Origin of the sequence: Massilia agilis (assembly GCF_024756255.1) — a bacterium.
GTDB lineage: Bacteria > Pseudomonadota > Gammaproteobacteria > Burkholderiales > Burkholderiaceae_D > Telluria > Telluria agilis.
Genome location: NZ_JANUHB010000002.1, coordinates 1,244,564 through 1,264,844, shown reverse-complemented (window position 1 = coordinate 1,264,844; position 20,281 = coordinate 1,244,564). Strand labels below are relative to the sequence as shown.

At 64.2% G+C, this 20,281-nt stretch carries 21 protein-coding genes; 11 read left to right on the top strand and 10 right to left on the bottom strand.

The genetic code is table 11. The annotated features are described in order from the left end of the window. Positions 1 to 10 precede the first annotated feature (10 nt). Positions 11 to 898, top strand: coding sequence for an NAD-dependent epimerase/dehydratase family protein (locus NX774_RS12815; protein ID WP_258822562.1), 888 nt, complete (start codon positions 11 to 13; stop codon positions 896 to 898). A 125-nt stretch (positions 899 to 1,023) separates the two neighbouring features. Beyond that, entirely contained in the window at positions 1,024 to 1,278 is a 255-nt protein-coding gene (locus tag NX774_RS12810; RefSeq protein ID WP_258822561.1) for a hypothetical protein, read from the top strand. Positions 1,279 to 1,329: 51 nt separating this feature from the next. On the opposite strand, the gene NX774_RS12805 is transcribed toward NX774_RS12810, so the two are convergent. From NX774_RS12805 to NX774_RS12790, 4 genes are all read right to left on the bottom strand, one after another. Beyond that, a complete protein-coding gene (locus NX774_RS12805) occupies positions 1,330 to 1,953 on the bottom strand; it encodes a glycine-rich domain-containing protein (protein ID WP_258822560.1) in 624 nt (207 codons plus the stop codon). A gap of 326 nt (positions 1,954 to 2,279) precedes the next feature. After that, positions 2,280 to 3,233, bottom strand: coding sequence for a UCP032817 domain-containing protein (locus tag NX774_RS12800; protein WP_258822559.1), 954 nt, complete (start codon positions 3,231 to 3,233; stop codon positions 2,280 to 2,282). A 288-nt stretch (positions 3,234 to 3,521) separates the two neighbouring features. Next, positions 3,522 to 5,372: a CHASE domain-containing protein gene (locus tag NX774_RS12795; RefSeq protein WP_258822558.1), complete on the bottom strand. Its 1,851-nt coding sequence runs from the start codon at positions 5,370 to 5,372 to the stop codon at positions 3,522 to 3,524. A 216-nt stretch (positions 5,373 to 5,588) separates the two neighbouring features. Then, positions 5,589 to 7,343, bottom strand: a complete 1,755-nt coding sequence (locus NX774_RS12790; RefSeq protein ID WP_258822557.1) for a glutamine--tRNA ligase/YqeY domain fusion protein — start codon at positions 7,341 to 7,343, stop codon at positions 5,589 to 5,591. A gap of 142 nt (positions 7,344 to 7,485) precedes the next feature. On the opposite strand from NX774_RS12790, the gene NX774_RS12785 reads away from it, so the two are divergent. The 7 genes from NX774_RS12785 (at position 7,486) to NX774_RS12755 (ending at position 12,343) form a co-directional block, all read left to right on the top strand. Next, the gene (locus tag NX774_RS12785) at positions 7,486 to 7,629 is read left to right on the top strand and encodes a hypothetical protein (protein ID WP_258822556.1); all 144 of its coding nucleotides are present in this window, start codon (positions 7,486 to 7,488) and stop codon (positions 7,627 to 7,629) included. Between the two features lie 208 nt (positions 7,630 to 7,837). After that, entirely contained in the window at positions 7,838 to 8,128 is a 291-nt protein-coding gene (locus NX774_RS12780; protein ID WP_258822555.1) for a DnaJ domain-containing protein, read from the top strand. 31 nt (positions 8,129 to 8,159) lie between these two features. Continuing rightward, positions 8,160 to 8,666: a hypothetical protein gene (locus tag NX774_RS12775; RefSeq protein WP_258822554.1), complete on the top strand. Its 507-nt coding sequence runs from the start codon at positions 8,160 to 8,162 to the stop codon at positions 8,664 to 8,666. Continuing rightward, entirely contained in the window at positions 8,663 to 9,445 is a 783-nt protein-coding gene (locus NX774_RS12770) for a hypothetical protein (protein WP_258822553.1), read from the top strand. The genes NX774_RS12775 and NX774_RS12770 overlap by 4 nt, the downstream gene beginning before the upstream one ends. 18 nt (positions 9,446 to 9,463) lie before the next feature. Continuing rightward, positions 9,464 to 10,336: a hypothetical protein gene (locus NX774_RS12765; RefSeq protein WP_258822552.1), complete on the top strand. Its 873-nt coding sequence runs from the start codon at positions 9,464 to 9,466 to the stop codon at positions 10,334 to 10,336. Positions 10,337 to 10,650: 314 nt separating this feature from the next. Beyond that, positions 10,651 to 11,862 carry an MFS transporter gene (locus NX774_RS12760; RefSeq protein WP_258822551.1) on the top strand — a complete coding sequence of 404 codons (1,212 nt, stop codon included), beginning with the start codon at positions 10,651 to 10,653 and terminating at the stop codon, positions 11,860 to 11,862. 154 nt (positions 11,863 to 12,016) lie between these two features. Further along, positions 12,017 to 12,343 carry a hypothetical protein gene (locus NX774_RS12755; RefSeq protein WP_258822550.1) on the top strand — a complete coding sequence of 109 codons (327 nt, stop codon included), beginning with the start codon at positions 12,017 to 12,019 and terminating at the stop codon, positions 12,341 to 12,343. 29 nt (positions 12,344 to 12,372) lie between these two features. Here NX774_RS12755 and NX774_RS12750 read toward each other — a convergent pair whose 3' ends face one another. The 6 genes from NX774_RS12750 to NX774_RS12725 are packed head-to-tail and all read right to left on the bottom strand — an operon-like array spanning position 12,373 to position 17,088. Further along, a complete protein-coding gene (locus NX774_RS12750; RefSeq protein WP_258822549.1) occupies positions 12,373 to 13,617 on the bottom strand; it encodes a CaiB/BaiF CoA transferase family protein in 1,245 nt (414 codons plus the stop codon). A 36-nt stretch (positions 13,618 to 13,653) separates the two neighbouring features. Continuing rightward, on the bottom strand, positions 13,654 to 14,013 hold the full coding sequence (gene speD / locus NX774_RS12745; protein WP_258822548.1) for an adenosylmethionine decarboxylase: 360 nt from the start codon (positions 14,011 to 14,013) through the stop codon (positions 13,654 to 13,656). Next, positions 14,010 to 14,177, bottom strand: coding sequence for a hypothetical protein (locus tag NX774_RS12740; protein WP_258822547.1), 168 nt, complete (start codon positions 14,175 to 14,177; stop codon positions 14,010 to 14,012). Before NX774_RS12740 ends, speD begins: the two co-directional genes overlap by 4 nt. Before the next feature lie 9 nt (positions 14,178 to 14,186). After that, the gene (locus tag NX774_RS12735; RefSeq protein WP_258822546.1) at positions 14,187 to 15,638 is read right to left on the bottom strand and encodes a DUF4178 domain-containing protein; all 1,452 of its coding nucleotides are present in this window, start codon (positions 15,636 to 15,638) and stop codon (positions 14,187 to 14,189) included. Between the two features lie 7 nt (positions 15,639 to 15,645). After that, complete coding sequence (locus tag NX774_RS12730) at positions 15,646 to 16,671, bottom strand: SPFH domain-containing protein (RefSeq protein WP_258822545.1); 1,026 nt, start codon at positions 16,669 to 16,671, stop codon at positions 15,646 to 15,648. A gap of 30 nt (positions 16,672 to 16,701) precedes the next feature. Further along, positions 16,702 to 17,088 carry a DUF350 domain-containing protein gene (locus tag NX774_RS12725; RefSeq protein WP_258822544.1) on the bottom strand — a complete coding sequence of 129 codons (387 nt, stop codon included), beginning with the start codon at positions 17,086 to 17,088 and terminating at the stop codon, positions 16,702 to 16,704. A 60-nt stretch (positions 17,089 to 17,148) separates the two neighbouring features. Here NX774_RS12725 and NX774_RS12720 point away from each other — a divergent pair, with 60 nt between their 5' ends. Then, the gene (locus NX774_RS12720) at positions 17,149 to 18,660 is read left to right on the top strand and encodes a polyamine aminopropyltransferase (protein WP_258822543.1); all 1,512 of its coding nucleotides are present in this window, start codon (positions 17,149 to 17,151) and stop codon (positions 18,658 to 18,660) included. Next, positions 18,660 to 20,270, top strand: a complete 1,611-nt coding sequence (locus NX774_RS12715) for an NAD(P)-binding protein (RefSeq protein ID WP_258822542.1) — start codon at positions 18,660 to 18,662, stop codon at positions 20,268 to 20,270. Before NX774_RS12720 ends, NX774_RS12715 begins: the two co-directional genes overlap by 1 nt. Positions 20,271 to 20,281: the final 11 nt, after the last annotated feature.

Sequence of the window (20,281 nt, the reverse complement as noted above, 5' to 3'; positions counted from 1 at the left end):
AATCCTCGATATGAAGAACAATAAACACAGGTTGAATTTGCCGCGCCTTGTCATCGTTGGCTGCGGCGATGTCGGCATGCGCCTTTTGCCGCTGGTGCGCGAGCACTTTCGGGTGTTCGCGGTCACCAGCGATCCCGGGCGGCGGGCCGAGCTGCGCGCCGCCGGGGCGGTGCCGGTCGTGGCGAACCTGGACCGCAAGGACAGCCTGCACCGGCTTACCGGGCTGGCGCGCCGGGTCGTGCACCTGGCGCCACCCCAGCCGCAAGGGCCGCGGGATTGCCGTACACGCAATTTGACCGCCATTCTACCCGACGGGGCGCAGGTCGTTTACGTCAGCACCAGCGGGGTCTATGGCGATTGCGGCGGCCAGCTGATCGACGAGACGCGCCCGGTGGCGCCAAAGAACGCGCGCGCGCTGCGCCGGGTGGACGCCGAACGCGCCCTGCGCGCGTGGGCGCGGCGCGCGGCAGGGCGGGTGTCGATCCTGCGCGTGCCCGGCATCTACGCGAACGACCGGCTGCCGCTCGAGCGGCTGCGTGCCGGCACGCCGGCGCTGGCGCCGGAGGAAGACGTGTACACCAACCACGTCCACGCCGACGACCTGGCGCGCATGGTGGCGCTGGCGCTGTTTCGCGGCCTGCCCGGGCGGGTGTACCACGCGAGCGACGACACGCGCATGAAGATGGGCGAATACTTTGACGCGGTGGCCGATGCGTTCGCGCTGCCGCGTCCGCCGCGCTTGCCGCGCAAGCAGTTGCGCCAGGTGGTGTCGCCGGCGGCGCTGTCGTTCATGGTGGAGTCGCGCCAGCTCGACAATCGACGCATCAAGCACGAGCTTGGCGTGCGGCTGCGCTACCGCACCGTGGCGGACGCGCTGGCACGGGTTGCGCAGGGCTGAGTGTACGGGGCGCCACACGCGGGACGGTGTACCGGCTCCGCTTGATTCTCCTCAACCCGGGCCCGGTTGGTGCTCGTATCGTGGAGGCGTTCGTATCCCAGAGTCACTTTGTGGTGGAGCTCGCCATGGACCGCTGCGTAACCCATCCGACCAAAGAGCAAGTGCGCGCCTATATGCTGGCGCGCGAGCATGACGTGCGCCCGCCACCGCCGCCGGACGAGATCCGGCGGCAGTTGGACTGGCATGTCGTTTCTTCGGAGCCCGACCTGGCACTGGTGTCGCTGTGCCTGCTGCCTGCACGGCTGGGGCAGTTTGCCATGCAGGCGGCGTTCGGTTGGTGCTTTGTTCCGTTGAGTGTGCCAAACACCAGCCGCCATTAGCCGGCTTCAGCCAGTACCGACCATTGGCAGCGGCAATGCGCTGGCTTTCGCCTAGTTCGGCGCTTGCCCGGATAGACGCGGCCGGATCAGTGACGCTGCGGTAGACGGGGTCATCGAGTACGCTTGGCCAGCGGTACTCATCGAATAGGCTGCGCTCGACGTGCTCATCGAATAGGCGGGCCCGGTCGTGCTCATCGAATAGGCGGCTCCCGACCTGCTTTTCGCATGGGCAGTCCTCGCTGCATTGTCGGTTTCTTCCTGAAGCTGTTCGCCGTGCCCCTCGGTGGTAAACGGATAGGTGTCGCCGAACGTGTCTTCGTACAGGGAACGCATACGCGCACCAACGCGCTGGTGGGTAATGAGGTCGTCCTCACCGCGCAGGCCAACATAGGGGAAATGATGAAGGAAATAGCCGAACACGACTTGGCAGTCCTCGGCATACTTGAGCGTGTCGAGAATGTGGTAGTGCCAGAACGTGTCGACTTCCATGCTCGGTGACGCTTGTTCCTGCGGGAACTTCTTCATCAAATACAAGAAGCGGCGATATTCAAACTCTGCCGCCGCTGCACGCTCCAGGGACCAGGCTTCCCCAGACTCCTTGTGCATCAGTTTGACCTTGATCGGGTCGAGATCCAATGAGGCAATTGTTGCAAATTCGTTGTTCGAAGTACTCATAAGCTTCTCCCTCGTCATTTAGTTGGTTTGGATCGTAGGATTTGCGTCGTCGTTTGACGGAGGTCAACTATTAGGTGAACTCATGAGTCCGCTTTTGATATAGATCAATTGTATGGGTCATTCAGAATATTCCTAATGTTGAGTAGGACCGGGACTACTTATGATGGCAACAGGATGAGGCGGACGGGGACAAGCCCGAGTTAGACAAGCGCTTGCGTAGGCTCGAAGAAGGAATGAGTGTGACTGAACTGTCAGTGGGTCGAAGTGAACAAAAAAAATGCCGTTCAGTTGCAGCTGAACGGCATGGTGATGCAAACAACTTAAGGTCAGTTTGCTATGGCTTGCACCGGAAGTCGCGGGCGGGTCGTGAAAAACGTGTTCATCGAGATGTGACGGTCGGCAACGGTCACGGCAGTATTCTTCGAAAATGCGCTGGTTGGGGCGTGGGAGGGGAAGTCCGTCTCGTCCGCATTCGCACTGAGCGTGCGCGCTTCGGTGGTGGTGCCACCCCCAGGGGACATGCAATAAGCCGGCTTGGCCGAGGTGCCGCCGGTGGTGGACATGCAGTAGGCAGGATGGGCTGCACTGCCACCGCCGGTCGCCATGCAGTAGGCGGGCTTGGCCGTGGTGCCACCCCCGGTTGCCATGCAGTAGGCGGGCTTGGCCGTCGTGCCACCGCCGGTTGCCATGCAGTAGGCGGGCTTGGCCGTCGTGCCACCCCCGGTCGCCATGCAATAAGCTGGCTTGGTCGCGCTGCCACCCCCGGTTGCCATGCAATAGGCCGGCTTGGCCGTGGTGCCACCGCCGGTTGCCATGCAGTAGGCGGGCTTGCTGGTGGTGCCGCCGACGTCGCTGTGGCTGGCGGTGAACGAAGAAACCTGCGCACCGGTCGGGCTCCACTGGTACTTTTCGCCGAAGGCTTCCTCGTAGAGGAGCGCCATGCGCTCGCCTGCCTGCATCAGCGTAGCGAGATCCTGTTCCGAGCGGAGGCCGACGTAGGGAAAGTGATGGAGGAAATAGCCGAACACCTGCTTGCAGTCTTCCGCGTATTTCAGGGTGTCCAGGATGTGGTAGTGCCAAAAGGTATCAACGTCGTCGGAGGTGGCAATTTTCTCATTCGGGAACATTTTGCTCATGTACAGAAAACGGCGATATTCGGCTTCCACCGCGTTCGCCTGTTCCAGGGTCCAGCCCTCGCCTGATTCGTCGTGCATTAACTTGAACTTGATCGGGTCGAGATCGAGTTCAACGATTTCCGTGCATTCGTTATACGAGTTCATGGTCCACTCCTATTCAATTTTGACGTTTTCTTACAAATTTATTCAGGATTCGGACGGATAGATATGTAGTCGATTCTTACGCCTCCTCTGTAATGGTTGATCGGTGGTTAGGGCTGCTCCATGCATTCGGGATTGTTATGGCACAAGCATGAGAGGATTCTTATCCAAACTTATGCATAGGAAGCTGACTTCGCTCAACATTTTGCTCAGCACCTTCCGAAAAACCTAGGATGATGTCCGACACGCCAACAAGGCGTCTGCCCAAGCGAAATTAGGAAAATCAGGCCGTTAGGCGAGTTCGTCGTGCAGGGACTCTTCTGCAATTGCCGAAAGAGGGCGCTGACCGCCGTCGGGATTTTCCTGCTGTGTCGGTAATGCGATATCGATCACAGTGCCACCTCCCGGGGCATCACCGATTGAGAAGGTCCCACCGAGCATGTTGACGCGTTCTTCAATGCCGAGAAGTCCAAAACTGCCGGGCTTGCGCGCGCCCCGGACGAAGCCCGTGCCGTTGTCGCGGATACTCATCCGGAGCCATCCATTTTCGACCAGCAGGTCAACCCGTACCCAGTTCGCGTGGGCGTGGCGTCGTACATTCGACAAAGACTCCTGCAGGATTCGGAAGGCGGCAGTCGCCAGCTCGTCGTTTACCCTGATGTCCCGGTGGTACTCGACGAGGTCGCAGAGGATGCCCGTACGGCGGCGGAAGTCGGCAACCTGCCAGTCGACAGCAGCGTTCAATCCAAGATCAAGCACAGTGGGGCGCAAGTCGTTGATGATCTGGCGCACGCTTTTGATTGTCCTGTCGATGTGGTTCAGGGTCGCACCGGCTCGCGCATGCAGGCGAGGGTGGCGCTCTCGGGTGCGAGAGAATAGCAGCTCGGCTTCGATACGTAGCGCGAGCAGGTTCTGCCCGAGATCGTCGTGGATTTCCCGCGCGATCCGCTTGCGCTCTGCCTCTTTGATGTGTTCGGCGTGCGCGGCGAGCCGCCGGAGTTTATGATGCGAGCGAATGAGCTCGGCCTGGCTGTCCCGAAGTTCCATCGTCATCTCTTTTGCGAGCTCAAGGGCACGCGAGCGCGACGAAGTCAATGTGTAGTAGAGACCGTACAACAACATTGTGGTCGTAAATCCGGCGACCATGGCCAGCAGGGGAATCGAAGCGTCGCTGCGCCTGTTGACCGATTTCTTCGGCACACTGAAATGCACAGTCCATGGATGCCCGTTGAAGTCAACGGGCAACCAGACGTGAAATTTTGTCGGGTCGTGGAAGTCCTGGGGCTGGGGCGGACGATCCGGCGCAGTCGCGCTGTCGTAGATTAACCGAACAGGCTTGTTTTTGTTGAGTTCGTTAACGTTGAACAAACTGAACCGTACAGGTTTCACCGGCACATCGTCGAGCACGCCGTGCACCATGATCGCCACGTTGAAAGCGACACCGACCGAGCCGCGGAAGGCCTCCCGACGTTGCTCGACCGTGTCGAGCGGTGCCCCTGGCCGATAGACAGGTAGCCTCATGGCCAGGCCGAGTCGCTTTTGCGTCATCATCACCGGTACCGGCATACCCGATGTCGCGATTTCTCCAGTGTCGCGGGATTCGAGATATTTTTTCAGATAGTTCGGATCCGCAGTCATGTCCCGCCCCAGAAACGTGAGGTATGCGGCAGGTTCAGCCAACACAAGAGCGGAATAGTTGGGGCGGCGGCCGGGCGGAAAGATGCGAAACGGAGGGCCGCCGAGATGTTGCTCTTGCTGTTCGCGGCGCATCTTTGCCTCGAACGCGTCACGCTCGTCGGCGCGTACCCACGCCATAAAGTTGAGCGTTTCAATCGCTGGATAGTGGGTCGCGAGGTCAAGGCCCGTGACGTAACGATGGAATTGTTGGCGGGTGACTTCCGGCGTCGAGTTGAACATGCTTGCCATCGCCCGCAACACATAGGTGTAAGACCTGATGCGCGCGTTAATGGTGAATTGCGCAGTCCGCGCCATACTCTGAAAACGCAGTTCGTTCTCGTGCTCAATGGTCCGGAGCGTCACGAAATACGCGAGGACGCCGACGGCAAGCGATAGCACGAGCCCGAGCAAAATCCCCGGCTTCACGAAGATGGCAAACGCACTAAGACGGCGGCTCAGTTGCATGACGTTCACCTCTGGCAATGTGGGAGATCCGGCGTGGTTTGTGGCCGGTCAAGTGTTACCGATTCATTAATGCAAGTTACACATTGCCGAGTGAACTGATACCTATCAGCCGTAACAGGTAGCGGTTTCGCGAAAGCGTGCTTGTGGCCAGGATGAAAAAAATCCCGCCGCCGGCCGGGCCGGGGCGGGATTCGTCAGGGCGCGGGACGCGCGGGTTTACTTGCCGCCCCAGCTATCCTTGAGCGTGGTGATGCGATTGAACACCGGCTTGCCGGGCTGCGAATCGACGCGGTCGGCCACAAAATAGCCGTGGCGCTCGAACTGGAAGCGGTCTTCGGCGTTCGCCTTGGCCAGCCCGGGTTCGAGGTAGGCCGTGATGGTTTCCAGCGCGTTCGGGTTGAGCGCCGCCTTGAAGTCCTTGCCGCCCGCGTCCGGATGCGGGTCGGTGAACAGGCGGTCGTACAGCCGCACCTCGGCCTGGAGCGCATTGGCGGCGCTGACCCAGGTGATGTTGCCCTTGACCTTGTAGTTGTCCGCGCCCGGCGTGCCCGATTTCGAATCCGGGAAGTAGTTCACGTGCACCGCCGTGACCTTGCCGTTCTCGTCCTTGTCATAGCCGGTGCACTCGGCCACGAAACCATACTTCAGGCGCACGCGGCTGCCCGGCTTGTCGTCCACCGGCGGGGTGAAGCGGAAGTAGCCCTTGGTGGGCACTTCCATGAAGTCTTCTTCCTCGATCCACAGCTCTTTGGTGAACGGGAAGCTGCGGGTGCCCCACTCGGGGTGGTGCGGGTGCACGGGCGCGGAGCAGTCGACCGACTCGCCCTCGGGGAAGTTATCCACGATGAGCTTGAGCGGCCGCAGCACGGCGATGCCGCGCGGCGCCTTGGGATCGAGGTCGTCGCGCAGCGCGATTTCCAGGTTGCCCATGTCGATCCAGCCGTCGGCCTTGGAAACGCCGCTGCGCTCGCAGAACAGTTGGATCGATTCGGGCGTAAAGCCGCGGCGGCGCAGGCCGACCAGGGTGGGCATGCGCGGATCGTCCCAGCCGGACACGATGCCTTCCTCCACCAGTTGGCGCAGCTTGCGCTTGCTGGTGACCACATAGGTCGTGTTCAGGCGCGCGAATTCGTACTGGCGCGGCACCGGGCGCTGGAAGAAGCCGCCTTCGGCCAGCGTGTCGACCAGCCAGTCGTAGAACGGACGGTGGTCCTGGAACTCGAGCGTGCAGATCGAGTGGGTGATGTTCTCGATCGCGTCCGAAATCGGGTGCGTGTAGTCGTACATCGGGTAGATGCACCACTTGTCGCCCGTGCGGTGGTGGTGCGCGTGACGGATGCGGTACAGGGCCGGGTCGCGCATGTTCATGTTGGGCGAGGACATGGCGTCTTCGCTGATCTTCGCGCGCAGGATGTGCTCGCCGTCCTTGTACTTGCCGGCCTTCATGTCGCGGAACAGCTGCAGCGATTCCTCGGCCGGGCGGTTGCGGAACGGCGAGTTGGTGCCCAGCGTGCCGAAGTTGCCGCGGTTTTTCGCCATTTCCTCGGCGCTCTGGCTGTCCACGTAGGCCTTGCCGGTCTTGATCAGGTACTCGGCCATTTCGTACAGCTTGTCGAAGTAGTCGCTCGCGTAGTGCAGGTAAGCCTCGCCGTCCTGCTCCCACGAAAAGCCGAGCCACTTCACGCTGTCCATGATCGTGTCAACGTATTCCTGCTCTTCCTTCTCCGGATTGGTGTCGTCGAAGCGCAGGTGGCAGCGGCCGGCATAGTCGCGCGCCAGGCCGAAGTTCACGCAGATCGACTTGGCGTGGCCCAGGTGCAGGTAGCCGTTCGGCTCGGGCGGGAAGCGCGTGATCACCGACGGCAGGCCCGGTCGCTTGTGCTTGCCCGTCGCAATATCGTTCTCGACGATTGCGCGCAAGAAATTGGACGACGGCGCGTTCGCGGCCGCGTTGTTGTTGTCGTTGCTCATTGAAAACTGAGATGGATAAGTAAAGTTGCCGACATTTTACCGTACGTGATGCAGGACAGCCCTCTATGTGGCGAAACGCACGGTACAGCGGCCAGGAATGATCAATACTGGGGGCAGAGTCCTCAAGTTGCAAGACAAAACCATGAAAACCCTCGCTACCGACCGCGCCCTCGTCACCGCCTGGCTGCTGGCCCAGGGCGGGTTGACTGTGCCCGTGCAGCAGGCCGGCCCGGCAGCCGCTGCGCCAACGGCAGCGCCGGTGCCGTCCTCGGCCACGCAACGCTGACACGTCGTCCCGGCAATAGCCGGGACCCATAGACAGCTTGCTGCACCGGCACTGCTGGCGCTCATCTGATATGAGTTCAGCATGGGTCCCGGCTTTCGCCGGGACGACGGTGGTATGCGTGTGGGAGTAGCCTGCACGAGACATCCCGGCGTTTTCTGTAGGATAATCCCGCTTTTCCCCTGTTTCGGCCCAAGCCGGAGAGTTCCAATTGGAAAACCTATACGCGATCCTCGGCGTCGCGCCGAACGCCAGCGACGACGAAATCAAGAAGGTGTACCGCTCGCTGGCGATGCGCTACCACCCGGACCGCAACCAGGCCCCGGGTGCGGAAGCGCGCTTCAAGGCGGTCACCAAGGCCTACGAGATCCTGTCCGACCCGGCCAAGCGCGCCGAGTACGACCAGAGCGTGAACCATCGCATCGTGCTGGACGCGGCGGGCGAGGCGTACGAGCTGTGGCGCTCGCTGTTCGCGCTGCACGGCGTCACGCTGGCGCCGTAATGACCGGCATTCAAAATTCAAGAAGCTACCCATGAAGAGAGTACATCCCGAGTTCGCCTACCAGTCGCGCGAACTGGAAGGCCAGATCGAAGGCGTGCTGGGCGACCCGCCCGACCGCCGCAACTACCAGCGCATGGTCGACGCCCTGGTGTCCGAGTACACCCAGGGCGGCGGCATCGACGACGTGAACATGATGAGCTTTGCGCTGGTTGACCGCATCCGCTTCCTCGACCCCAAGGGCCTGGTGCGCGAAGCGGCCGACTACGAAGGCGACGACCCCGAGCGCGTGTTCGCGATGGCGCAGTGCGATGGCGACGATGGCACCGCGCTGTACGACGCCATCACGAGCGAATACCCGGAACTGGCGCGCAAGGCGATCATCACCGCATTCCTGTACAAGAACCAGAACCGCTGGGAAGACGACGACCAGTCGCTTGACCAGCTGGCTGAGGGCGACGAAGGCGACGAGGACGAAGAGGAAAGCGCCGCCTCGGACGAGTTCATGCAGATGTTCGATCCTGAAGGAGACAAGGAATGAGCGACGACGACAAGACCTACCTGCCGGCGCTGACCAAGCAGGTGAGCGAGCTGGTGCTCTCCGGCTCGCTGCAGCACGCCGAGGAAGCGCTGTCGCAAGCGGCCGACGCGCAGGGCGACTATGCGGTCGCCGAAGTGCTCTCGACGCTGCCGCCGCACGTGACCGCGCTGCACCTGGCAGGCTTTGACGGTTCCAAGACCTCGCTCGCCACGCTCCTGGTGCCGCCCAAGGCATGGGCCGACAGCCTGGCCTACATGGCCGCCACCTGGCCGGACGACATGATCGAGGACGACCCCGAGCGCATCGCCGAAGGCCTGTTCAACCACGTGCACGGTATCGTGTTCGGCACCGACGACATCGAGCGCCGCCACGAGCTGCTGGCGGAAGCCTCCGCGACCGACCATGGCGCCACCGTGTTCGCGATCCTGTGGTCGCTCGCGCCCAAGGAGATCCTCGAGGTGGCGGGCGAGATCATCGCCAAGGGGCCGTACACCACTGGCCAGACGAGCTCCGACAGCGACATCGTGCCGCTGGCGCTGGAACTGGCCAAGGCCAGCGAAGATGGCTGGGAGCGTTCGCTGATCGAGCTGTTCCCGGAGTTCCGCCACAGCGCCGACCTGGCCGATGCCGAATTTTCGGACGACCCGGACGAGGAGCCCAAGCACATGCAGCGCACCACGCGCGAGCTGCTGTACCGGCTGCGCAAGCAGGTGCCTTCGGTGCGCTCGACGTCGCGCCGCGGCGCCCGCAAGAGCATGGGCACGGACATCTTCTCGTAACAGGACCGATACCAACGCATGCTTCCAGCAATAGTCATTGAAAAGCTGCCGCGCCTGATCCGCGCCATCAAGCTCATGCCCGGCGACGCCGACGAAGAAGAGGCCGCGATCCTGGCCGAGGAGCTTGCCGGGATCACGGCGATGGTGGCGGAGAAGTTCACCAACGACCGCACCGCCGAGGGCATCCAGCGCGCGCAGCTGCTCACCATCGGCGGTGTGTCGCTCGGTCTCGAGCACGCGGTGCAGGGCGAGGACGACATGGCCGCGCTCGACTACCTGATCGAGAACGGCGCCGAGCAGGCGTTCCAGGCGGGCTTCCGGCTGATCCGCGAGCTGGCGGCCATGCCCGAGGATACGCTGGTGGGCGAGTACGACAACGACCCGGTGTATTCGCAGCGGCGGCTCAAGGAGCTGTTCGTGGACCTCTGCACCGCCGATCCGGCCGAAACCTGGTCCGGTTATGAGCGCTACCTGGGCCAGTTGAAGCAGCGGCAGCAGGTGCAGGCGATCGTGGATGCGGCCCGGTGGCTGCGCCGGCACCACGCCGAGGGGCCGGTCAAGGATCCGGACCTGAACGCGGAAGGTGTGATCGCGCTGGCGATCATCTTTGCCGTGGAAGGGGGCGGGCGCATCGTCGCGCGCGCGGGGCAGAAGGAGTTCGAGCGCTTCGTCGCGTCGGTACGCAAGAACAAGCCCGACTTCCAGGCTGGCTGGGCCGAGCTGATGGAGCACATTCCGGCGCCGCACCAGCCGATCGTCGCCGAGCGCATCGCCAACTACCGCGAGAACTGCACGGTGCTGCAAAAGCTGTACACCAGGGCGTCGATCAAGCAGCTGTGGACTGAGCTGGAAAACTACGCAGGGTCCGAGATCGAGGCTGATTACCCTTGATATCCCGTCGTTCACGCGCAGGCGGGAACCCATGCCGAGCGTCCTGACACGCGTTCCATGGGTTCCCGCCTGCGCGGGAACGACGGGTTGGCGCTAACCGCGCCGCACGCGCCTGCGTCACCTCCGCCGTCGTCCCGGCGATAGCCGGGACCCATACAAACTTTGGGCCGCCGCGCGGCATGCGAGGCCGCGTTCCGGTTGCACTCAGCATGGGTCCCGGCTTTCGCCGGGACGACGTGACGACTGCACTTGTTGTGCCTCCTGCGGCTCCGCCCGGTTCGGCGTATCATGTCCTGCTTCTAGCCAGGATATTCATGCAGCACTCCGCAATCGCCGCCGGCACACCTGATTTCAAGCGTATCAACCGGGCCATGGCCTTTGGCGGGTTCTCCACCTTCGCCCTCCTGTACTGCGTGCAGCCGCTGATGCCGCTGCTGGCCCGCGACTTTGGCCTCACTCCCGCGCAAAGCAGCCTGGTACTGTCGCTGTCCACCGGCACGCTCGCCGTCGCCCTGCTCGCTTCGAGCGTGATCTCGGACCGCTTTGGCCGCAAGCCCATCATGGCCGCGTCCATGCTCAGTGGCGCCGTATTGACGCTGGCGGCCGCCTTCTCCCAGGACTATGCGCAACTGCTGGCGCTGCGTGCCTTGCTTGGCCTGCTCATCGCCGGCATGCCCGCCGTGGCGATGGCCTACCTGAGTGAAGAAATCGACGGCAGGTCGCTGGGCCTGGCGATGGGCACCTACATCGGCGGCAGTGCGTTCGGTGGCATGCTGGGCCGCGTGATCGCCTCCTTCATCAGCGACTTCTATTCATGGCGCGTGGCGCTGGCGGCGATGGGACTGGCGGGGCTGTACGCCGCCTTCGAGTTCTGGCGCAGCCTGCCGGCTTCGCGCAACTTCCGCCCCGGCGCGCGCGGCGTGGGCGCCTTGCTTGGCGGCCTGCGCACGCACCTGTTTGACGCCGGGCTGCCGCTGCTGTTCTCGATCGCGTTCCTGCTGATGGGTGCGATGGTCAGCATGTACAACTACATCGGCTACCGCCTGCTGGCGCCGCCGTTTTCGATGCGCCAGAGTGCGGTCGGCGCGCTGTCGGTCCTGTACCTGCTCGGCATCTTCTCGTCCGTGTGGGCGGGCCGGCTGGCGGACAGGCTCGGCCGCCGCAACGTGCTGTGGATGGTGATGTCGGTGATGCTCGCCGGTCTGCTGCTGACGCTGCTGGACAACGTGTGGATGATCGTGGCTGGCATGGGCCTGTTCACCTTCGGCTTTTTCGCGTCGCACTCGGTGGCGAGCAGCTGGGTTGGCCGGCGCGCGCAGGCACCGCAGGCGCTGGCCTCGGCAATTTACCTGTTCCTGTACTACCTCGGTTCCAGCGTGGTAGGCTGGATCTCGGGCTACCTGTGGTCGCATGGCGGCTGGCTCGGCGTGGTCGCGCTGCTGTCGGCGGTGCTCGTGGTGGCCCTGCTGCTTGCACTGCGGCTGCGCAGCGTGCCGCCGCTTAATCCGCAAGAGGCCCGGACGTAGGGTGGGCGGGTCTCCCGCCCACGCGTCCAACCAGCGCTCGCGCGGCTCGTCCGCATTTGTTTGAACGCGTGGGCAGGAAACCTGCCCACCCTACGACTGCAACTTTGGTCGTATGCGCGGATCAAACCTGATCTAACAGACCATGGAGGCAAGCATGTTGCAACAAGCCGAAATCCAGCAGCGGTTCAGTCACCTGCAGCAAACCATCGTCGAGGCCGAGAAAGCCTGCAAGGATTCGACGGATACGCCGAACGAGGTGAGGGACTGCATTTCCAAACTGGCGCGCGAATCCAAGCAGGCGGAAGGCGTGATCCAGTCAAACGACCAGCAGCGCATCACCGAATGCGTGGACAGCCTGGAAGCGATGGGCGACGAGGTCAAGCGCCTGTCGCGCAGCTCGTCGCACATGCCGGCCCACCTTGAAGCGGTGGTCACGCGTGTGCACAGTGAGCTGTCCGACTTCAAGCATCACCTGCACTGAAGCCGTGGTCCCGGCGAGTGCCGGGATCGTCAGACCACGCCCTTGGCGCGCAGCGCGTCGATTTGGGCAGCGTCCTTGCCCAGCACCTCGCGCAGCACTTCTTCCGTGTGCTGGCCGAGCATCGGCGGCGCCTTGTCGCTGGTTGCGGGCGTGGCGGACATCTTCATCGGGCTGCGCACCAGCTTGACCTTGCCGGCGGCCGGGTGGGGCAGTTCGATCGCCACCCCGCGCGCCTGCACCTGCGGGTTGGCGAACACCTCGCCCACGTCGTTGATCGGCCCGCACGGCACGCCCACCGCCTCCAGCATCTCGATCCACTCGTCACGCCGGCGCGTGCGTACCATCTCGGCCAGGATCGGCACCAGCTCGTCGCGGTTCTGCACGCGCAGCGGGTTGGTGGCAAAACGCGGGTCGCGCGCCAGCTCGGGCCGCCCGCCCGCCTCGACGAATTTCTGGTACTGGCCGTCGTTGCCGGTCGCGACGATGATGTGGCCGTCGGCGCAGGCGAAGGTCTGGTACGGCACGATGTTCGGGTGCGCATTGCCCCAGCGCTTGGGCGGCTTGCCGCTGTTGAGGTAGTTGCTGCCCACGTTGGCCAGCATCGCCACCTGCGTGTCGAGCAGCGCCATGTCGATGTGCTGCCCTTCACCGGTGCGGTCGCGGTGGGTGAGGGCGGCCAGCACCGCAATGGTCGCGTACATGCCGGTCATGAGGTCGGTGAGCGCCACGCCCACCTTTTGCGGGCCGCCGCCCGGCAGGTCGTCGCGCTCGCCGGTCACGGACATCAATCCGCCCATGCCCTGGATGAGGAAGTCGTAACCCGCGCGGTGCGCGTACGGCCCGTCCTGGCCGAAGCCGGTGATCGAGCAGTACACGAGGTCGGGCTTGATGGCCTTGAGCGACGCGTAATCGAGCCCGTAGCGCTTCAGGTGCCCGACCTTGAAATTCTCGAGCACGACGTCGCAGTGGCGCGCCAGCTCGCGCACCAGCGCCTGCCCCTCGGCCGAGGCGATATCCACCGTGACCGAGCGCTTGCCGCGGTTGGCGGACAGGTAGTAGGCGGCCTCGCTGGTGTCGCGGCCTTCGGCGTCCTTGGCGTACGGCGGCCCCCAGGCGCGCGTGTCGTCGCCGCTGCCGGGGCGCTCGATCTTGATCACGTCCGCGCCGAGGTCGGCCAGGTTTTGCGAGCACCAGGGCCCGGCCAGCACGCGCGACAGGTCGAGCACGCGGATGTGGCCCAGTGCCTGGGGCGAAGTGGAAGCAGGATTGGTCATGGTCGTCCTTGCCGCAGTATCGAAAACTGCGGGCGATTATAGCTGGCCGCGCTCGACGATTCTCACGTTTCGCGCAAGCGGTTGCAGGGCCTGGTGGATGACGTGGAGCGCGCGCTCGGGCTGCGCCAGCCCGCACATGAAGATGTCCACGGCCGCAAAACGGCTCTCGGGCCAGGTGTGGATCGAGATGTGCGATTCGGCCAGCAGCAGCACGCCGGTCACGCCCATGCCCTCGCCAAAGGTGTGGAAGTGGCCGTGCAGGATGCGCGCCCCGGCCGCCAGCGCCGCCTCGCGCAGCATGGCGTTGATCTGGTCCGGATCGCGCAGCAGCGCCGGCTCGATGCCTTGCAGGTCAGCCAGCAGGTGCTGTCCGGCCGGACGAAAGTCGCGGTTCACTTGTGGCCACCGCCGCCGGACCAGCCGCCGCTGTAGCCGCCGCGCGAGTGCGAGCTCCAGCTGCTGCCGCCGCCGCTGGAGGATGCGCTGACCAGGTTCGTCCAGCTCATGATGGTGGAGAACGCGGTGATCACGATTGCATACACGACGAAGCTTTTTTTCATATGATGATGTTAATCGTCGCCCGTGATGAAACGAGGTGGAATGAGCAACGCGAAGATCCCGAGCAGCAGCCACCCGATCGTGCCCGAAAAATTGAAGAGCAGTGGAATCGCGTTCGCCGCGAGAAGCAACCAGATGAAGGACATGGCTACCTGCTTGTGCGCACGCGCGGGCTTGGGCGCCTGTGCGGCCAGCCCGGGCGCCGCGGCGCCGAACCAGGCGCGGATCTGGTCGAACGCCACCGGGGTCGATTGCGACCAGGTGAGTTCCTCGTCGGTGCGCTCGGCCGCCAGACGGTTGGCGCCCCGCTCGTATTCGACGACGCGCACGAGGTCGCCCTTGGCAACGCGCCAGTTGAACGCGCCCGCGGCATAGTCCACGCGTGCGGTGTACGCGTATTTGCGTTCGAACTCCACCTTGTCGCATACCACCGCGACGGCATCGAAGCGGCCCGGCTCCGGCCATGTGTCCATCACCTTGGCGCGCGACCAGCCCTCGTCGGTTTCAACCAGCCAGAAGAACGAAGCATTGGTACTGTACAGCAGGTACTCGGTCCAGCTGCTCGATTCGTCATCGCTGCGCATCATCGCCCCGATAACCTGGTACGGGTAGCCATGGATCGTGGCCTTGGCGCCGAGCGGCAGCGTGAAACGCACGCGTTCGAGCTCTTCGCCCTTGGCCAGCACCTGCACTTGCGGGCTGGCGGCGTCCAGCTGCGCGTGGCAGCTCTGGCATACCACGCTTGCGGTCATGCCCGGCAGGTAGCCGATCGCGGTGCCGCACGACGGGCACTCCAGCGTTTCCACCCGGCCGCGGTACTTGCCCGCGCTGGCCTTGATCTGCTCGTCGTCGCGCAGCAGCTGGCACTGCAGCTGCTCGAGCGTGATGGCGCTGCCCGCGTACACAACCGGCTGCTCGCCATCCGAATAGTCCAGCGTGACAAACTGCGCGCCATTGCGAAAGTCCGCCACGCGCGCCTGCCAGCCTTCGCCCACGCGGAAGGGCAGTTCGCCCTGGCCGCCGATGCATTGCGCCACCCGTTTTTCCGATGCGACGAAGCGTCCCAAGCCCAGTTCGTACTCGCGCCCGGGGCGGATGTCGTGGAACCCGGGCGCGGCGGCGCCGGATTCGCGCTCGGTGGTGATGACGTACAGGCCCGACGAATCGCCCAGCCAGCCGGTGGCGCCGTCGCCGAACATCAGGAACCATTCGTTCCACATCCCTGCCGCGTAGCGCAGCTGGATGCGACCGACCACGGTGAAGTCGCGGCGCCCGAACACGCCGGTGGTGCCGACCTGGATGCGCGAGTAGTCCTCCAGCACCTGCGACATCTTGCCCAGGCTGGCGACCGCATCGCCTTCCTTGACGACCACCGCGCGGCAGTAGTCGCACACCGCCATGACGGAAGCGTGCGACTTGAATTCGACCGGCGCGCCGCAGCTGGGGCAGGAGACGTTCTGCAAGGCGCGCTTACCCGATCAGCTTCTTGAGCAGTTCGGCCTTGGTGCTGTCGTAGTCTGCGGCGGTGATCAGGCCCCTGTCCAGCAAGCCTTTCAGCTTGGCCAGGCGGTCCTCGATCGATTCGGCCGCCGCGGGCACGCTGGCTGGCTGCGGCTGGGCGAACGCGCCGGACAGGCCCTGCGCCATCATCTGGCCCACCGCCATGCCCGCGCCCACGCCTGCACCAATGCCGGCCAGGCCGCCCTCGTTCTGCGCCGCGAGCGGAATGCTGCTGGCCACCTGGAACTGCGTGAAGCCGCCCATCTTGTCCGCCGACAGGCCTCCCTTCATGCCGGCCGAGATGCGCTCGTCCAGCGCCGACTGCAGCTCTTCCGGCAGGCTCACGCTCTGCACGTTGAATTCGTCAAGGCCGATGCCGTAGCGCTCGAACGCGCTGGCGAGGTCGCCGCGCACCTGCTGCGCCATCAGCGCCTGGTTGGCCGCCATGTCGAGGAACGGGATTTGCGACGCGCCCAGCGAATTGGCCATCGTGGCCATCAGGATGCCGCGCAGCTGCTCTTCGGCCTGCTCGCGCGTGTACACCTCGCGGGTGCCGCTGATCTCAGTGAAGAATTTGCGCGGATCGGTGACGCGGTACGAATACATGCCAAAGGCACGCACGCGGATCATGTCGAAGTCCTTGTCGCGGATCGTGATCGGCTGCGGCGTGCCCCACTTGCGGCCGGTCTGCACCCGGGTGCTGAAGAAGTACACGTCCGACTTGAACGGCGACTCGAACAGCTTGTCCCAGTTCTGCAGGTTGGTCAGCACCGGCAGCGTTTGCGTGGTGAGCTTGTAGGTGCCGGGGCCGAACACGTCGGCGAACTTGCCCTCGTTGACGAACACCGCGATTTGCGACTCGCGCACGTTGAGCACCGCGCCATTCTGGATCTCGAAGTCCTGCATCGGGTAGCGCCACGCCAGCACGCCATCCGTGTCCTCGTTCCACTGGATGACGTCGATGAACTGCTTCTTGATGAAAGAGCCTAGGGACATGATGGTTCTCCGTGAAAGGGCGTTGTTGGGTCAGGATATGCAGCCCGCATTGACCAGGCCGATCGACAGCGAGATCGCGCCAAGCAGGCCGCCGAACGCGCAGTTGTTCGCCTCGATCTGGTCCTTGGACATGCGCAGCAACCGGGTGGTGACCGTGAACACCAGCACCTGCACCAGCATGGCGCCCAGCGCCCAGCCGGTGAACTGATAGTAGTCGCTCGTGTGCACCAGCGCCGAGGCGATGGTGGCGGAAAAGCCGATCAGGGTGCCGCCCAGCGACAGGGCCGCGGCGCCGTTCCCCTGGCGCACCAGCAGCACTTCGTCGAACGGCGTGATCCGTACGTACACCACAAAAAAGGCCAAAACCAGCGCGGCAGCCGTCGATAGATGCAGCAGATAGTTTAGGATGGCGGGCACGGCATTCTCCAAAGAAATAGTCAGAATGACAGCACCGCATCTTAGAACAAAAGAACATTGATGACCAAAAGAATTCTCATACTGTCGGTATTTGTTGTCGCATCTTGCGGACTGGCCTACGAACTGATCGCCGGCGCCCTGTCGAGCTACCTGCTGGGCGACTCGATCCTGCAGTTCTCGACGATCATCGGCTGCTACCTGTTTGCGATGGGCGTGGGCGCGCACATCTCCAAGTATGTGCGCGACGAGGACGTGCTGGCGCGTTTCATCGACATCGAGCTGGCCGTGGGACTGATCGGCGGCATGTCCGCGGCGCTGCTGTTCATGACGTTTTCGTGGATGACCGCGCCGTTTCGCACGCTGCTGTACGTGCTGGTGTTCATGGTGGGCGCGCTGGTGGGCATGGAGGTGCCGCTGGTGATGCGCGCCCTGAACGCGCGCCGCACCGAATTCAACGAGCTGGTAAGCCGCGTGCTGACCTTCGACTATCTTGGCGCGCTGGCCGTGTCCCTGCTGTTCCCGCTGGTGCTGGCGCCGTACCTCGGGCTGGTGCGCACCGGCTTTTTGTTCGGGATGCTCAACGTGGGCGTCGCGTTCTGGACGCTCTATACCTTCCGGCGCGAGCTGGCCCATGCCGCAGGCCGCGTGATGCGCGCCGCGCTGGTGCTGTGCGCGCTGGCCGGCGGATTCGTTGCGTCCGACCACATGGTGGAGTGGGGCGAGCATGGCCTGTTCGGCGACGAAGTAATCTACTCCACGACCACGCCTTACCAGCGCCTCGTGATCACCCGCTGGAAGGACGACCTGCGCCTGTACATCAACGGCAACCTGCAGTTCTCGTCGCGCGACGAATACCGCTACCACGAGGCGCTGGTGCACCCGATGCTCACCGCGCTGCCGTGGGCGAAAAGCGTGCTGGTGCTGGGCGGCGGCGATGGCCTGGCGCTGCGCGAGATCCTGCGCTACCCGAACATCAAGCAGGTGACGCTGGTGGACCTGGACCCGGCCATGACACGCGCGTTCACGACGCGCGCCGAGCTGGTCAAGCTGAACCACGGCTCGTTTTCCGATCCGCGGGTGAAGGTGATCAACGCGGACGCTGCAGTCTGGCTGCAGAACAGCGACGGCATGTTCGACGCTGCCGTGGTGGACTTCCCCGACCCGTCCAGCTTCGCGCTTGGCAAGCTCTATTCGGTGCCGTTCTTCGGCATGCTGAAGAAGCACCTGTCGCAAAACGGGCTGGTGGTGGTGCAGTCCACATCCCCCTTCTTTGCGCCGCACGCCTACTGGACCATCGACGCGACGCTGCGCGACGTGGGCCTGTCGACCTGGCCCTACCACGCCTACGTGCCTTCGTTCGGCGAATGGGGCTTCATCCTGGCGTCGCCCCAGCCGCGCTACACGCCGCCTGACCGCTATGCGCTGCCGATGCGCTACCTGAACGCGGACACCACGCGCGAGATGTTCAGCTTCCCGCCAGACATGCAGCGGCTGCAGATGGCGCCCAACCGCCTGAACACCCAGTCGCTGGTGCGCGAGTTCGAGCAGGACTGGCGGCAGGTGATCCGCTGATGGACCGGCGTTCGTTCCTGGCCTGGGGCGGCGCGGCGGGTGTGTCTGGCGTGGCCGGCGCTGCCGGCTTCCTGCGCTGGCAGGAGATCGACGCGAGCGTGGCCTATCCCGGCCGCGACGAGGGCCACTACCTGCGCGACCGGCGCCGGCTGCCGCCGCCATCCGGCGAGGTGAGCACCGACGTGCTGATCCTCGGCTCGGGCATCGGCGGCCTGTCGGCGGCTTGGAAGCTGAACCACGAAGGGCACCGCGACTTCCTGATGATCGATGGGCCGCAGCCGTACGGGAACGCGGCCGGCGGGCACTTTGGCGAATACGCGTATCCGACCGGGGCGCACTACCTGCCGCTGCCGTCGCCGGAATCGACGCACGTGCGCGAGATCCTGTTCGACCTGGGGATCATCCAGCGCGACCCGTTCGCGGAAAAGCCGTATTACGACGAGCGCTTCATCCTGCACGCGCCGGAGGAACGGCTGCTCATCAATGGCCGCTGGCAGGACGGATTCATCCCGACCGAAGGCGTACCCGAACACGAACTGGCCGAGCACCGGCGCTTCTTCGCGGAGGTGGAACGGCTGCGGCGCCTGCGCGGGGCGGACGGGCGCCGGCCATTCGTGTTCCCGACGGTCGAATCGTCGCTGGACCCCGAGTGGCAGGCGCTCGACGGGATCACGCTCAAGCAATGGCTGGAACGGGAAGGGTACAGCTCGCCCACGCTGCACTGGTACCTGAACTACTGCTGCCGCGACGATTACGGCACGCGCTACGACAAGGTGTCCGCCTGGGCCGGGTTGCACTACTACTGCAGCCGCTGGGGGCAGGCGGCCAACTCGGGCAACGGCGCCTGGCTCACATGGCCCGGGGGCCTGTCACCATTGGCCGAAGCGATGGCGCGGCGCTCGCGGGTGCCGCGCAGGCAGGGCACCGCGGTCTCGCTCAAGCGCACCGCGCACGGCGTGGAGGCGCTGTGCTTTACGCTGGAGGGCGGCAAGCCGCACACTTACCTGGCAAAGGCGCGCAAGGCGATCTGTGCGATGCCGCTGTATGTTGCATCGCGCGTGGTTGAATCGATTGGCGAATATGGCTTTGACGCCAAGCGTCACATGCCAAGCTACGCCCCGTGGATGGTGGCGAACTTCCTGATGAAGGCGTTCCCGGCCGAGCGGCCCGCCATGCCGCTGTGCTGGGATAACGTGGTGTACGACGAACCGGGCTTGGGCTATGTGGTCTCGACCCACCAGGACATCCGTGTGGCGCCGCCGGAAAAGACGGTGTTCACGGCCTACGTGGCGCTGTCGGACCGCACGCCGGACCAGGCGCGCAAATGGCTGATGAAGGCCACGCCTGGCGAGCTGGTCGACGTGGCCAGCCGTGACCTGAAGACTGCCTATGGCTGGAAGTTCGCGCCCTGCGTGGAGCGCGTGGACATTACGCTGCGTGGGCATGCGATGGCCGCGCCGCTGCCGGGCTTTCGATCCAATGCGGGGCTGCGCGCGCTACGTGAGGCCGATGGCTCGATCCTGTTTGCGCACGCCGACTTGTCGGGCTTTTCGGTGTTCGAGGAAGCGGCGTGGTGGGGCATACGGGCCGCGCAGCGCGCCTTGGTTTGAACGCGTGGGCA

Coding starts and splice junctions, on each gene's coding strand:
- NX774_RS12815 (WP_258822562.1), top strand. CDS start 11: ATGAAGAACAATAAACACAGGTTGAATTTGCCGCGCCTTGTCATCGTT.
- NX774_RS12810 (WP_258822561.1), top strand. CDS start 1,024: ATGGACCGCTGCGTAACCCATCCGACCAAAGAGCAAGTGCGCGCCTAT.
- NX774_RS12805 (WP_258822560.1), bottom strand. CDS start 1,953: ATGAGTACTTCGAACAACGAATTTGCAACAATTGCCTCATTGGATCTC.
- NX774_RS12800 (WP_258822559.1), bottom strand. CDS start 3,233: ATGAACTCGTATAACGAATGCACGGAAATCGTTGAACTCGATCTCGAC.
- NX774_RS12795 (WP_258822558.1), bottom strand. CDS start 5,372: ATGCAACTGAGCCGCCGTCTTAGTGCGTTTGCCATCTTCGTGAAGCCG.
- NX774_RS12790 (WP_258822557.1), bottom strand. CDS start 7,343: ATGAGCAACGACAACAACAACGCGGCCGCGAACGCGCCGTCGTCCAAT.
- NX774_RS12785 (WP_258822556.1), top strand. CDS start 7,486: ATGAAAACCCTCGCTACCGACCGCGCCCTCGTCACCGCCTGGCTGCTG.
- NX774_RS12775 (WP_258822554.1), top strand. CDS start 8,160: ATGAAGAGAGTACATCCCGAGTTCGCCTACCAGTCGCGCGAACTGGAA.
- NX774_RS12770 (WP_258822553.1), top strand. CDS start 8,663: ATGAGCGACGACGACAAGACCTACCTGCCGGCGCTGACCAAGCAGGTG.
- NX774_RS12765 (WP_258822552.1), top strand. CDS start 9,464: ATGCTTCCAGCAATAGTCATTGAAAAGCTGCCGCGCCTGATCCGCGCC.
- NX774_RS12760 (WP_258822551.1), top strand. CDS start 10,651: ATGCAGCACTCCGCAATCGCCGCCGGCACACCTGATTTCAAGCGTATC.
- NX774_RS12755 (WP_258822550.1), top strand. CDS start 12,017: ATGTTGCAACAAGCCGAAATCCAGCAGCGGTTCAGTCACCTGCAGCAA.
- NX774_RS12750 (WP_258822549.1), bottom strand. CDS start 13,617: ATGACCAATCCTGCTTCCACTTCGCCCCAGGCACTGGGCCACATCCGC.
- NX774_RS12740 (WP_258822547.1), bottom strand. CDS start 14,177: ATGAAAAAAAGCTTCGTCGTGTATGCAATCGTGATCACCGCGTTCTCC.
- NX774_RS12730 (WP_258822545.1), bottom strand. CDS start 16,671: ATGTCCCTAGGCTCTTTCATCAAGAAGCAGTTCATCGACGTCATCCAG.
- NX774_RS12720 (WP_258822543.1), top strand. CDS start 17,149: ATGACCAAAAGAATTCTCATACTGTCGGTATTTGTTGTCGCATCTTGC.
- NX774_RS12715 (WP_258822542.1), top strand. CDS start 18,660: ATGGACCGGCGTTCGTTCCTGGCCTGGGGCGGCGCGGCGGGTGTGTCT.